We start from the raw sequence: 13,695 nt of genomic DNA, 5'->3' as shown, positions 1-13,695 counted from the left end.
AGCCGGGGGAAAGTGGCCGATAGGACCAGTTGAGGACCAACTGTTAAGCCAGTGGGTCCAGATGCGTGAGCAGGCAAAGACAGCCCAGGCTGGGGGCGATCGGGAACCCTGAAACTGTGCGTATGAGATCACCAGCCATCGCGGGGCAAGCCCGCTCCCACAGGGTATCTGTGGGAGTCCGGCTTGCCGGCAATGGGCCGCGCAGCGGCCCCATTGGCCTTAACCGACGGGCATCAGGTTAGCGCTTAGCTGATCTGCTGGATCAGTTCAGCAAGCAGTTTGATCCCCGGTCGAATGCGCTCAGCCGGAATCGACGAGTATCCGAGACGGAAGTAATTGAGCGGCGGTTGCTCGCCGAAGAAATGAATGTCACCGGGTTCAATCAAGATGTCGTGTTCGCCGGCAAGTTTCTGCAGACGCCGTGCGTCCAGGCTATCGGGCCCCTTAACCCAGTAGCAGGAGCCGCCGAAGCTCGGCTCCTTGGACGACTCTGGCAGGTATTCGCGCAGGGCCGCGCCCATCTGCTCATGACGTTCCTCGTAAGCCCGCATCAGGCTCATGACCAATGCATCGTGGTAGCCTCGCTCAAGGAACAGCGCCACCGAACGCTGATTGTTCGCCGCAGGATGACGCACCATCAACCGACGCAACGCCCGTGCCTCCCGGATCAGCGCTTCGGGCCCGACCAGATAGCCAACCCGAAGGCCCGGCGCCAGGGTTTTCGACAGGCTGCCGACATAGAGCACCCGATCATTCTTGTCCAGGCTCTTTAGCGCTGGGATCGGGTTGCGCTTGAAGTTGGTCTCGCTTTCGTAGTCGTCCTCGATGATCAGAAAATCGTGCTCATTGGCCCGCTGCAACAACTCGTAGCGCCGCTCCAGGGGCATGGTCACAGTGCTCGGGCACTGATGACTGGGCGTGGTGTAGATAAGGTCGCAGCCATTGAGCTCATCGCTGAGCATCAAGCCCTGGTTGTCCACCGCCAGCGCCTGGACCCGCGAAGGATTGAGCATGGCGATATTGCGCACGTCGACATAACCCGGTTCTTCAATGCCCATCACACTGTCGGAGCGCAACAACAGGCGCGCCAGCATATACAGCGCGTGCTGCGCGCCTACTGTGACCAGGATCTGCTCGGGCGAAGCCCAGACTCCACGGCGCGGCAACAGACGTGTTCTGATCTGCTCCATCAGCAGAGGATCATCGTTATCGAAACGATCGGAGGCCCAATCACGGATCGCCGGAATACTCACTGCATCACGACAGCATTCACGCCAGTTGGCCGTCGGGAACAGGGCCGGGTCGAACTGGCCGTAGATAAAAGGGTACTTATAATTCTGCCAATCGCGTGGCTTGCTCATGTTGCGTTGCTGCGAGGGCTGCATGACCAGCCGTTGCGACCAATCCTGCTGGGTGACGACGGTCTCGTCCGGGTGCGCGCGCGGCGTCTCCACCTTGCGCCCGAGGATGGCCGGATTCACATAGTAGCCACTACGCTCACGGGCCAGCAGGTAGCCATCGTCGAGCAAGTGCTCGTAGGCAAGCACTACCGTATTGCGCGCAATGTTCAGCTGTTTGGCCAACTTGCGGCTAGAGGGTAACGGATTGTCGAGCGGAATATTGCCGTTGAGAATGACTTGCGCGATCTGCTCGCGCAGTTGCTGCTGCAAGTTGGTGGATTTATCGGCGGACAAATGGAATAGCTGGAACATAGCGGCCTCGACTGAACGGACGACAAGCACTGGTACCGCACACCACTCGGCCAGGCATTTCAGAGTGCTCTTGTCAGCACATCGCTGACGCAGCGATCGTCAGGCAGACTAGCAACAACACGTCGACAAGACTATCCGGTGCTCGACCATAAACGCCGCGCCAACAACAAGACCGGCCCGTCAATGCAACTCGGGACCGGTCTGTTCAAGCTTCGCAAGCGTTATGGATTGGCGGCTAGGCGGCCAAAGGCGGCGTCCAGGGCGACGATGATCACATCCAGGTCCTGCTGTGTCGCGATCAGTGCCGGGCTAAAACACAGCGTATTGTTGAATTGCTCGAAGCTGCGGTTGGTACGCCCGATCATCACGCCTTGGCGCATGCAGTCAGCGGCGATGGCGATCGTTACGCTTTCGGCCACCGGCTCCTTGGTCTTGCGGTCCTTGACCAGTTCCATGCCACAGAACAGGCCCTTGCCGCGAACATCGCCAATGATCGGATACTTGTCCTGCAATTCGCGCAGGCGACCCATGAAGTACTCGCCCATATGGGTGACATTCTCCAACAGGCCTTCGTCTTCGATAATCCGCATGTTCTCAAGCGCCGCCGCCGGGCCTGCGGTGCAGCCGCCAAAGGTGCTGATGTCACGGAAGTAGCCCATGCGGTCATCGGCTTCCCCTTTGAATGCTTCGAACACTTCCTCGGTGGTCACTGTGCAGGAGATCGCTGCGTAACCGCTGGCCACACCCTTGGCCATGGTGACGATGTCCGGGCTGATGCCGTAGTGTTGATAGCCGAACCATTTGCCGGTACGGCCCAGGCCACAGACCACTTCGTCAATGTGCAGGAGGATGTCGTACTTCCTGCAGATCGCCTGGATGGTCTCCCAGTAACCCTCCGGCGGGGTGATGACGCCGCCCCCGGCGGTGATCGGTTCGAGCACCACGGCGCCGATGGTATCCGGCCCTTCGGCGAGAATCACCCGCTCCATTTCCTTGGCCGCGCGAATGCCGTAGTCGGCCACGTCACCGAACTGCGAGCGGTATTCGCAGCAATGGGGAAACTCGACGAAACCGGGGGTGAAGGGACCGTACTGGTTCTTGCGCTCGAACTGGCCGGTAGAGCTCAGCGCAGTGATGGTGGTGCCATGGTAGTCGCGCTCGCGGAACAGGATCTTGTGCTTTTTGCCGCCGTACTTTTTGTGCGCAATCTGCCGGACGATCTTGTAAGCCTTCTCATTGGCCTCCGAGCCTGAGTTGGAGTAGTACACCCGGCTCAGGCCAGGCATCTTCTCGATCAGCTTCTTGGCGAACAAGGCACCTGGAATACTGCCGGCGGAACCGGCGAAGAAGTTCATCTTCGCCAACTGATCGCGCACCGCGTCTGCAATGCTCTCGCGGCCGTAACCGACGTTGACGGTCCATACCCCGCCCGACACCGCATCCAGGTACTCATTGCCCTTGATGTCGCGTACGCGCATGCCTTTGCCTTCAACGATCATCAGCGGGTCGCTGTGTTCCAGTGGTTTGTGCTGGGACAAGTGATGCCAGACGTGAGCGCGGTCACTTGCCAAGGCCTCGACTGCATCGAACTCGTGAGCTGTTGTTTTCATGCTTACCTCTCGACTGGTGCATTGTTTTTGTTGGTCACCGGGCAGCAGACAATCACCAGGCACCCGCATACGAAGGAGCAGTACTGGGCATCGCAACGCAGCACTGCCCGATCCACCCCTGAGGTAGAAACTAAGAACAAGCAGCGTGCACAGTTAGATCCAGTTATTGACCTTGCGTGATGCCAGCCTTGTATCAGCACACTGGACCAGCGCAGCAATTGCGACTGGCTCTAATAGCACCGTGGCGATCCCCTCACCCTGCGAGCACGACAACCCTCATCGACACGAGAGCCTGAATGATCGAAGTGGAGATCAACGGGGTAGCCCAGCGGTTGCCAGCGGACATCGATCTGGCGCAACTGCTCGTCCGCCTGAAGTTGCAAGAGCGGCGCCTGGCCATCGAGTACAACCTCGAAGTGGTACCGCGTAGCGAATACGCCCAAGTGCGGCTGAAACAGGGCGACCGCGTGGAAATCGTGAATGCCATCGGCGGCGGCTGATTGCTCGTGAACCAGCCATTACCCCCAACTGGAGCTTCTATGACATCAATTCGCCCAACCCACGACCCACTGATCATTGCCGGCCAGCCCTACGCCTCGCGCTTGCTGGTCGGCACAGGACACTATGCAGACCTGAGCGAGACCGGCGCAGCGATCGAGGCCAGCTCGGCGCAGATCGTCACCTTTGCGGTACGCCGCAGCAACCTTGGCCAGGAAGCCGACCAGCCCAACCTACTCGACACGGTCATGCCGCAGCGCTACACCCTGCTGCCCAATACCGCAGGCTGCTACAAGGCCAAGGATGCCGTGCGCACCTGCTTGCTGGCACGTGAACTACTGGACGGCCACCCGCTGGTGAAACTGGAGGTGCTCGGTGACAGCCAAACCCTGTACCCCGATATCGGTGAAACCCTGATCGCCGCTCAGCAATTGGTCGACCTGGGCTTCAAGGTGATGGTCTACACCAGCGATGACCCGCTGGTGGCTCGGCGCCTTGAGGAAATTGGCTGCGTAGCGGTAATGCCCTTGGGCGCGCCGATCGGTTCCGGGCTGGGCATCCGCAACCCCTACAACATTCGCCTGATCGTGGAAAACGCCAAGGTCCCGGTGATTGTCGATGCCGGTGTCGGCACCGCCTCCGATGCCGCCATTGCCATGGAACTGGGCTGCGACGGGGTGCTGATGAATACCGCCATTGCTCGCGCCCGCGAACCGATTCGCATGGCCTCGGCGATGCGCAAGGCGGTCGAAGCCGGCCGCGAAGCCTACCTGGCGGGGCGTATGCCGCGTCGGCTCAGCGGCGACGCTTCCTCGCCCTTGAGTGGCCTGTTTCTGTAAGTGCTCGAAGGTGCGGCTCAGCGCACCTTCGAGCGCCTTGCGAACAGTTCAACCGCGAGCCCCATCCAAGGCCAACGACAGCGCCAATTGCGCGGCTGCCGCCTGCATCTGCGGAATGAACTCGATCAGCTCGTTGAGACTTTTCCGTGCCGTCGGCGCATGACAGGCCAAGGCTGCCAGGCACTGCCCATCGGCACCTCTGATTGGCACGGCGACGGCCACCATGCCCCTGACGAATTCCTCACTGTCGATGCCCACACCCCGACTGTGGATACGCTCCAGCTCGGACGCCAACACGTCGTGATCGGTGATGCTGCGATCGGAGCTCGGCGTCAGCTCCAGATGCTTGAGAATGGCGCTGCGCCGGTGCACGGGCATCTCGGCGAGGAACAACTTGCCACTGGCAGTGCAATGCAACGGCACATGGGTGCCAGGCTCGACATGCAGGCGCAAGGGTTCGTGCGTTTCCACACGGTCGACGTAAATTACCCTGTCGCCATCCAATGCGGTCAGGTTGCAGGTTTCACCCAACTGCCGCACCAGCGTCTGCAGAATCAGCCGGCTGCGCTCAAGCACCACGTGGTTGCGCAGTAGCGCCAGCCCCATGCGGCTGGCCCGAGGACCGAGCAGGTAAGTCTTCTCGTCCCCTTCACGGAGCAGATAACCCAGACGCTCCAACGCTACCAACATACGCAGCAGCGTGGCTTTCGGCGCTGCAAGCCGCTCGCACAACTGTGCAAGAGACAGCGGCGCATCGACGCTGGCGAGCACTTCCAGAACCAGCAAGGCGCGCAGGCTGCGATCCGGATTTTCGGCGTTGATCGGCTCCAGCGGCCGCCCCTCGGTTTTCGCTACGATATGTTCCATTTATCAATTGCCCGATGAAAAGCCGTGGTGAATTAATTCATTAATTATTAATGCATTAAGCCGTCTTTTAGCAAGAAAAACAGCAGTGGACTAATCAGCACTCCAAATCTGGCCCCACATAAGTGGAATGAATTGTTCTAGTTTTCGAGTGCAATTCGGGTTCACAACTATAAAAAGAAGGGGATTTCGGATGTCACGTGCCTATGACTTCGTCATTGTCGGTGCCGGTTCGGCCGGTTGCGTGCTAGCCAATAGGCTCAGCGAGAATGGACGATACAGCGTTTGCCTGCTCGAGGCGGGGCCTACGGATCGCTATCCGTGGATTCACATCCCGATAGGCTATGCCAAAACCATGTTCCACCCGGTCTACAACTGGGGCTTCTACACCGATCCAGACCCTGGCATGAACGACCGGCGCATCTACTGGCCGCGCGGCAAGGTGTTCGGTGGCTGTAGTTCAATCAACGGGCTCATCTTCATTCGCGGCCAGCGCGCCGACTACGATGCCTGGGCCAGCGCCGGCAATGTCGGTTGGGGCTGGGACGAGGTATTACCGTACTTTCGCCGCGCCGAGTGCAACGACCTTGGCCCAGGTCCCACACGCGGCACAGACGGGCCGTTATCGGCATCCAGCATCAAGGCGCGCAACCCTCTCACCGACGGTTTCATCGGTGCGGCCAAAGAACTCGGTGTCGCGCACGTCCAGGACTTCAATACAGGTGATCAGGAGGGCGTCGGCTACTACCAACTGACCACCCGCAAGGGGTTGCGCTGCAGCACTGCGGTGGCTTACCTGCACCCCGCCAGGCGCCGGGCAAACCTGACGATAGTGTCGCTTGCCCATGCCGAGAAAATACTTTTCGAAGGCACCCGTGCAGTCGGCGTCCAGTACTGCCAGAACGGTCGGTCGATGAGCGTAAAGGCTAGACGTGAGGTGATTCTCAGCGCCGGTGCACTGCAATCACCACAGCTCCTGCAACTCTCCGGCGTCGGCCCCGCGCCGTTATTGAAAAAACTCAATATCGCCGAGGTGCATGCCCTGCCGGGTGTGGGTGAAAACCTGCAGGACCATTTGCAGATTCGCATGATCTACGAGTGTACCCAGCCAATCACCACCAACGATGACCTACGTTCACCCCTGCGTAAACTGCGCATGGGTCTGCAGTGGTTGTTGACCCGCAGCGGCCCACTGGCAATCGGCATCAACCAGGGCGGTTTGTTCACACGCGTACTGGAGCAAAGCGCCACTCCCGACATCCAGTACCACTTCGGTACGCTCAGTGCCGACTCTGCCGGCGGCAGCGTACACCCCTTCTCCGGCTTCACCCTGTCGGTTTGCCAGCTGCGCCCGGAAAGCCGTGGCCATGTACGCATTACCTCTACCGACCCACTGCAAGCACCGTCGATACAGCCCAATTACCTGTCGACCGAACAGGACCGCAAGACGGTCATTGCCGCGGTGCGCTACACCCGCAAGCTGGCCGCGACCCGCTCGCTCAAGCAACTGATCCGCCATGAGTTCCGCCCCGGCAGCGAGACCCAGAGCGACGAGCAGATTCTCGAGTTCTGCCGTCAGTACGGGGCGACCATCTTTCACCCCTCCGGTACCTGCAAGATGGGTAACGATCCGCTCGCGGTGGTCGATTCACGCCTGCGCGTCCATGGCCTGCAGGGGCTGCGGGTGGTCGACTGCTCGATCATGCCGACCCTGGTCTCGGGCAACACCAACGTCCCAGTGGTGATGATCGCCGAAAAGGCTTCAGCAATGATTCTTGAAGATTGCCTGCGGCCCAGTGCCCGCACGCCGCACGGCGTGGCGCCAGCAATGCCGGAACCGAGCACATTGGCATCTTGATGAAACATCCAAGGCAGCGCGCAACCGCGCTCACCTTCCCTATGAATACAACAATAGGAACAATCACATGTCCACGGCCAGTCCTGTGCGCAAGGTGGTTATCGCCAGTGTTATAGGCGCCACCATTGAGTGGTACGACTTCTTCCTCTACGGCGTCGTCGCCGGTGTCGTGTTCAACCAGCTGTACTTTCCGAGCGATGACCCGCTGGTGTCCACCATGTTGGCTTACGGCACATTCGCCGTCGGCTTTCTCAGCCGCCCGATCGGCGGGGTGATCTTCGGTCATTTCGGCGACAAGATCGGGCGCAAGAGCATGCTGATCATGACCATGATGATCATGGGCGTGGCCACCTTTCTCATTGGCCTGGTCCCCAGTTACAACAGCATCGGCATCTGGGCACCGACCCTGCTGTTGCTGCTGCGCGTCGTCCAGGGTATCGGCCTAGGCGGGGAATGGGGTGGCGCCGTGCTGATGGCCTTCGAGTACGCGCCACAGCACAAGCGCGGCTTCTATGCCAGCCTGCCGCAGATTGGCCTGGCAATCGGCTTGTGCCTGGCCTCAGGCGTGGTGGGGCTGCTGTCCTACGTTCTGAGTGACGCCCAGTTTCTCACCTGGGGCTGGCGCATCGCATTCCTGGTCAGCGCTTTGCTGGTATTCGTCGGCACCTGGATTCGTCTGAACGTGATGGAAAGCCCCGAGTTCGCCAAAGTCAAAGCGGCCAATGCCGAAGCCGCCATCCCGTTCGTGGACATGATCAAGCGATACCCCAAGAATGTTCTGGCCGGTATGGGCGCGCGCTACATCGATGGGGTGTTTTTCAATGTGTTCGGGGTGTTTTCACTCAGCTACCTGACCCAGACACTTGACCTTCCACGTTCCGAAGCGTTGATCGGAGTGATGGTGGCAGCGATCGTGATGTGCTTCACCATCCCGATGTTCGGCGCCTTGTCCGATCGTATCGGCCGCACCCGCGTGTATTTCTGGGGATCGCTGATTACCGCGCTGTCTGCCTTCCCAGCCTTCTGGCTGATGATGGTCAGCAACGGCGATATGTTCCTGATCTGGATGGCGATCGTGGTGCCCTTCGGAATCTTCTATGCGGCGATCTACGGCCCTGAAGCCGCCATGTTCTGTGAGCTGTTCGACGCCAAAGTACGCTATACCGGCATCTCTTTCGTCTATCAGTTCTCTGGCATCTTCGCCAGCGGCCTGACCCCGATAATCGCCACCGCGCTGATGCGCAGCAGCGATGGCCAGCCCTGGACGACGTGCTTGTATGTCCTCTTCGCAGGTGCCGTCAGTGCTTACTGCGCCTGGTGGATAGGCACGCGCAAAGGTGAGCGGATGAACAGCGAATTCAGCCCTGCGCCGTACCCCAGCACCTGAAAACATCCTGCCCCGCTACACACGGCGCAATGCCCGCCCCATTGCGGGGAAGGCTTTGCGTCGCGTCCATACACTGACTTTTCTGCCGCAGGAGTCATTGCCGTCAAAGCTTTATCCCAGCATCGATCACGATTGCATCAGGCTGGCCATCCGGCGACCAAACAGCTGGGCCAGCACCTCGGGATCGCCAGCGGCTTCTTCCAGCGCCTCGACCACGGCCTGCAGCGTTGGCCGAGTCCTGGCCAGCAGTTCGTCGATATAATACTGCGGAGTGACCTGGGTATGCAGCTGGTATCGGCGAAACAGTTCCAGAAGCTGCGGATCCAGCGTGATCGTCAGGGTATCGGCGGACATCAGAGAGACCTCTCAAGGTTGTTCGGCGGCAACCGCCAGGCGCTTTACTGCGCGGACAATCCTTAGCCGCCATCGCACTGAACCATAGGGCCAGTTTTCGCCCTAACGTGGTGCCAGCCTCTACTGGCCGCATCAAGCTCCGCTAACTGGCCCCTCCCCCGCTCCAGCCCCCCCTCCTAGAATCAAGACTTCCTTTCCGGCCCTCAAGGCGACATTCATGACCGACCTGAACTTCGAACCTGCCAGCCGTCTGGTCCCTGTCTGGGAATTGTTCGGTATTGATTCCAGCATGCGTGTACCGATGTTCCTCACGCGCAACGAGCATGTGCCGGAGATCGACACGGCCTACCGTTTCAACCCGGAGGTCACCCTGGCGATTCTCGCCGGTTTCACCCGTAATCGCCGGGTGATGCTGCAAGGGCTGCACGGCAGCGGCAAGTCGACCCATATCGAACAGGTCGCAGCAAGGCTCAACTGGCCTTGCACACGGGTCAACCTGGACGGTCACATCAGCCGCCTGGACCTGATCGGCAAAGACGCCATCGTCCTGCGCGAGGGCAAACAAGTCACCGAGTTCCAGGAAGGCATCTTGCCCTGGGCACTGCGCCGGCCCATGGCGCTGATCTTCGACGAGTATGACGCGGGCCGTGCCGACGTCATGTTTGTCATACAGCGCATTCTCGAGCGCGACGGCAAGCTCAACCTGCTCGACCAGAACCTGGTGATCCATCCGCACCCCTCATTCCGCCTGTTCGCCACCGCCAACACCGTTGGCCTGGGCAACCTGAACGGGCTGTACAACGGTACCCAGGTGCTCAACCAGGCGCAGTTGGATCGCTGGAACATCGTCGCCACGCTGAACTACCTGCCACAGGCCGAAGAAGTTGCCATTGTCGCGGCGCGGGTGCCGCATGTGCTCGCCCGCCATGGCGAAGGTTTGCTCAGGCAAATGGTGGCAGTGGCCGAACTGACCCGCCAAGGCTTCGCCAGCGCCGACCTGTCGACGCTGATGTCGCCGCGCTGCGTCATTTCCTGGGCCGAGAACATGGAAATTTTCAGCGACCCGGCGCTGGCCTTCCGCCTGACGTTCCTCAACAAATGCGACGAAGCGGAGCGGCCAATCGTCGCCGAATACTACCAACGCTGCTTCGACCAGGAGCTGGCCGAATCGGCCCTCCCCCTGCTGGCACTGGCTTGAACACAGGAAGACCATCATGACCCCACCGCTACGCCGCGAGAAACGCCAGCAACAACTCGAGGAACTCTGCGCGGCGACGCTGCGGGCTCTGTCCGGGGAGCAGCGCGTACGCTATCGCGGCGGCCGCCTGGAAGTGCAGGAGCGGCACTATCCGGTACGCGCCCCGCACCTGCATCCCAACCCGGAATACGAGGAAAGCCACGCCTGGCGTGGCGTGTCAGATAGCCTCGCGCTGCGCCTGAAACACAGCGATCAGGCCCTGGTTCGCCAGGTACATCCGCCGCAGCCGATCGCCTGCCTGGTGTTCGAGCTGCTTGAGCAACTGCGCGTCGAGTCATTGGTAGCCGACTGTCATCCCGGTGTTCGGCGAAATCTGTTGCGCCGCTTCGAGCAATGGAGCCAGCAGTTTCTCGACGCCGGCCAAGCTGAGGGACACATTGGCCTGCTGCTTTTCACCCTGGCGCAAATGAGCTGGATTCTGCTGTGTGGCGGCCGTGCCGGGGAACAGACAGAGATGCTGATTGAAGCGCCACGCTTGAGTCTGCTCGGCCATTTCGGCGCAGCCTTCGGTCTACTGCGCCGCTGTCGCCATGACCAGCTGGCGTTCACCGAGCATGCCTTGCTGATTGCCGCCAAGGCGCACGAACTGATCGAGCAACTGGACGCTGAACTGCTCGGTAACGACGAGCGCAAGGTCTCGGAGGTCGTCGAGAAGACGCGTCTTGCCTTCGCGCTGATACTGGACCTGGATCAGGAGGGCGAAGGAGAGAACAGCAGCAGCGCTACTGCCCACGGCAATCCACGCGGCAGCAACGACAGCTTTTCCTATCAGGTGTTCAGCCGCGACCATGATTGCGAGCGTGACGCCACCAGCCTGGTGCGCAGCGACTTGTTACGCGAGCTGCGCCAACGTCTGGATCGGCGCCTGGCAGGTCAGGGCCTGAATCTGCCACGTCTGGCCAAGCGTCTGGGCGCCCTGCTGGCTGCTCCGCGTCGGGATGGCTGGGCCTTTGCCCAGACCGACGGGCAAATCGATGCAGGTCGCCTCAGTCGTCTGATCATCAGCCCTGAACAACGCGAGATTTTTCGCCACGAGCAGGAGCGTCCGCACTGCGATTGCCTGGTCACCCTGCTGATCGATAATTCCGGTTCCATGCGCAATCATATCGAGAGCATCACCTTGCTGACTGACGCCTTCTGTCGAGCACTGGAACTGGCAGGTGCGCGCAGTGAAATCCTTGGCTTCACCACCGGTCAATGGAACGGCGGACGTCCGTTGAAGCGTTGGCGCGCCCTGGGCCAGCCAGCCAATCCAGGACGGCTCAACGAGCTCAGTCATGTGGTCTACAAGGACGCCGAAACCTCCTGGCGCCGCGCCCGGCCAAGCATTGCCGCGCTGCTCAAGTCCGATCTTTTTCGCGAGAGTATCGACGGCGAAGCGCTGCTCTGGGCACATCAGCGGCTACTGCAGCGCGATGCCCGACGCCGCTTGCTGATCGTCATCTGCGACGGTTGCCCGATGGACAGCGCCACTCATCAAACCAACCAGCAGGACATCCTTGACCTGCACCTCAAGCAAGTAACGCGGCAGATCGAACAACAGGGGAATGTTGAGTTGTACGCCCTTGGCGTTGGTCTGGACTTGAGCACTTATTATCGTCGCAGCCTTGAGCTGGATTTATCGCGCAGTCTGGACAATGCGGTATTCGATGAGATCCTGCGTCTGCTCAGTGGCCGCCAGTAACTTGCGCTAGTGCCCACCCTTCACATTCGAATTCGGCCTTCCCACGAAACACAACGCCCCAGCGCTCGTGGGTTTGGCCGAACCGGGCAGTATGAATGCCCGGTTCGGCCAAACCCACGAGCGCTGGGGCGTAACGTTTAATTGCTTACCGGCACAACGGTCGGCAGGCCTTTGATCCGTCGCCAGATGCTGCGACTGATAAACGCCAACAGCAGAATCGCCAAGCTGACCACACCCAGTGCCAATGGCATGCGTTGCTCCGGTATGAAAGCCATGCCGGTGACGATGCCGAGCATGCCAATGATGGCGACATAGGTCAGGTAGGGAAAGCACCACATCCGCACTTTGAGTTTCTCCGGCGCCTCGCGCTCCAGCTTGCCCCGCAAGCGCAGCTGAGACAGGGCGATCAGCACATAGACGAAGATCGCTACGGTGCCGTAGGAATTGACCAGAAAGGCGAAGATGGTATCCGGCGATATGTACGACATGACCACCGACAAATAGCCGAACAGCGTGCCAAACAGGATCGCTCGACGCGGTACGCCCTGGGACGACAGCTTGGCCAGGCCGCGCGGTGCATCACCCCGTTTGGTCAGGGCGAACAGCATGCGCGAAGAGGCATAGATGCCCGAATTGAGACAGGACAGCACTGCCGTCAGCACGATCGCGTTCATCACATGTGCCGTCCAGCCGAAGCCCATGGCTGCCAGCGCACTGGAGTACGGCGTGAGTATCGCCGGTGAGTTCCAGGGGACCAGGGTGACCACCAGCAGGATCGAGCCGACATAGAAGAACAGCACGCGAGTGATCACCGAATTGGTCGCCCGCGCGACCGAGCGAACCGGGTCGGAAGATTCAGCGGCCGCTACGGTGACGATCTCGGCACCGAAATAGAATCCGGTCGCAGCCACCGCACCGGTCAGCACCGGCCCGATGCCATTGGGCATGAAACCGCCGTTGCTCAGCATCGAACTCAACCCGTGGTGGGTTTCGGTCGGCCACATGCCGAGCAGGTACAACCCACCCAGCAATAGAAAGACCAGGATTGCTGCCACCTTGATCGAGGAGAACCAGAACTCGAATTCGCCGAAGGAGGCGACCGAGCACAAGTTAGTGCATGTCAGAACTATCATCAGTACCAGGCTGATGGTCCAGGACGGAACCTCCGGTAGCCAAAACTGAATGAGAGAAGCACCGGCCACGGCCTCGACCGCAACGACAATCACCCAGAAATACCAGTACATCCAGCCGGTGAGAAACCCGGCCAATTGGCTCGTCTGTGGATTGTCGGCCCAGGCCATGCGTGCATATTCGTAGAACGAGCCGACAGCCGGTAAAGCACAGGCCATCTCGCCGAGCATGCGCATGATCAAAATGACCAGTACGCCGGTGACCATGAATGAAATCAGGGCTGCAGGCCCCGCCGACTGAATGACCACACCGCTGCCGACAAACAGACCGGCACCAATGACACCACCCAGAGCGATCATGGCCATGTGACGTTGCTTGAGCCCTGACTGCAGGCCGCCGTTTGAACTTTCTGATCGTTGTTGAGGTACGGACATGCTGCTCACCCCATTCGTTATTATTTTTGGTTGAAAGGCATTTTTCGAAGCAGTCGATTCTCGCCC

11 protein-coding genes are annotated in these 13,695 nt (G+C 60.1%); 6 read left to right on the top strand and 5 right to left on the bottom strand.

Translation table 11 applies throughout. The annotated features are described in order from the left end of the window. Window positions 1-245 precede the first annotated feature (245 nt). The gene (locus tag ACIPZB_RS08940; RefSeq protein ID WP_400639891.1) at window positions 246-1,712 is read right to left on the bottom strand and encodes a PLP-dependent aminotransferase family protein; all 1,467 of its coding nucleotides are present in this window, start codon (window positions 1,710-1,712) and stop codon (window positions 246-248) included. A 221-nt stretch (window positions 1,713-1,933) separates the two neighbouring features. Next, window positions 1,934-3,322, bottom strand: a complete 1,389-nt coding sequence (locus ACIPZB_RS08935) for an aspartate aminotransferase family protein (protein WP_400639890.1) — start codon at window positions 3,320-3,322, stop codon at window positions 1,934-1,936. A gap of 299 nt (window positions 3,323-3,621) precedes the next feature. Here ACIPZB_RS08935 and thiS point away from each other — a divergent pair, with 299 nt between their 5' ends. Continuing rightward, a complete protein-coding gene (thiS, locus tag ACIPZB_RS08930; protein ID WP_400640133.1) occupies window positions 3,622-3,822 on the top strand; it encodes a sulfur carrier protein ThiS in 201 nt (66 codons plus the stop codon). Between the two features lie 39 nt (window positions 3,823-3,861). After that, window positions 3,862-4,659 (top strand): thiazole synthase, encoded by a 798-nt coding sequence (locus tag ACIPZB_RS08925; RefSeq protein WP_400639889.1) that lies wholly within the window; start codon window positions 3,862-3,864, stop codon window positions 4,657-4,659. A 48-nt stretch (window positions 4,660-4,707) separates the two neighbouring features. On the opposite strand, the gene ACIPZB_RS08920 is transcribed toward ACIPZB_RS08925, so the two are convergent. Beyond that, entirely contained in the window at window positions 4,708-5,526 is an 819-nt protein-coding gene (locus ACIPZB_RS08920) for an IclR family transcriptional regulator (protein WP_400639888.1), read from the bottom strand. Window positions 5,527-5,716: 190 nt separating this feature from the next. Here ACIPZB_RS08920 and ACIPZB_RS08915 point away from each other — a divergent pair, with 190 nt between their 5' ends. Continuing rightward, window positions 5,717-7,381: a GMC family oxidoreductase gene (locus tag ACIPZB_RS08915; protein WP_400639887.1), complete on the top strand. Its 1,665-nt coding sequence runs from the start codon at window positions 5,717-5,719 to the stop codon at window positions 7,379-7,381. A 67-nt stretch (window positions 7,382-7,448) separates the two neighbouring features. Next, entirely contained in the window at window positions 7,449-8,768 is a 1,320-nt protein-coding gene (locus ACIPZB_RS08910) for an MFS transporter (RefSeq protein ID WP_400639886.1), read from the top strand. 126 nt (window positions 8,769-8,894) lie between these two features. Here the strand turns inward: ACIPZB_RS08910 and ACIPZB_RS08905 are convergent, their stop codons facing one another. Then, entirely contained in the window at window positions 8,895-9,122 is a 228-nt protein-coding gene (locus tag ACIPZB_RS08905; RefSeq protein WP_400639885.1) for a hypothetical protein, read from the bottom strand. Window positions 9,123-9,339: 217 nt separating this feature from the next. Between ACIPZB_RS08905 and ACIPZB_RS08900 the strand changes: the two genes are divergently transcribed. Further along, window positions 9,340-10,320 carry an AAA family ATPase gene (locus ACIPZB_RS08900; RefSeq protein WP_400639884.1) on the top strand — a complete coding sequence of 327 codons (981 nt, stop codon included), beginning with the start codon at window positions 9,340-9,342 and terminating at the stop codon, window positions 10,318-10,320. Window positions 10,321-10,336: 16 nt separating this feature from the next. Then, entirely contained in the window at window positions 10,337-12,064 is a 1,728-nt protein-coding gene (locus tag ACIPZB_RS08895) for a cobalamin biosynthesis protein CobT (protein ID WP_400639883.1), read from the top strand. A 137-nt stretch (window positions 12,065-12,201) separates the two neighbouring features. Here the strand turns inward: ACIPZB_RS08895 and ACIPZB_RS08890 are convergent, their stop codons facing one another. Beyond that, window positions 12,202-13,629: an amino acid permease gene (locus ACIPZB_RS08890; RefSeq protein ID WP_400639882.1), complete on the bottom strand. Its 1,428-nt coding sequence runs from the start codon at window positions 13,627-13,629 to the stop codon at window positions 12,202-12,204. Window positions 13,630-13,695: the final 66 nt, after the last annotated feature.

Origin of the sequence: Pseudomonas sp. NPDC089396 (genome assembly GCF_044749545.1) — a bacterium.
Taxonomy (GTDB): domain Bacteria; phylum Pseudomonadota; class Gammaproteobacteria; order Pseudomonadales; family Pseudomonadaceae; genus Aquipseudomonas.
Note: the sequence above shows the minus strand (reverse complement) of the source record. Positions and strands in the feature narration are given on the sequence as shown.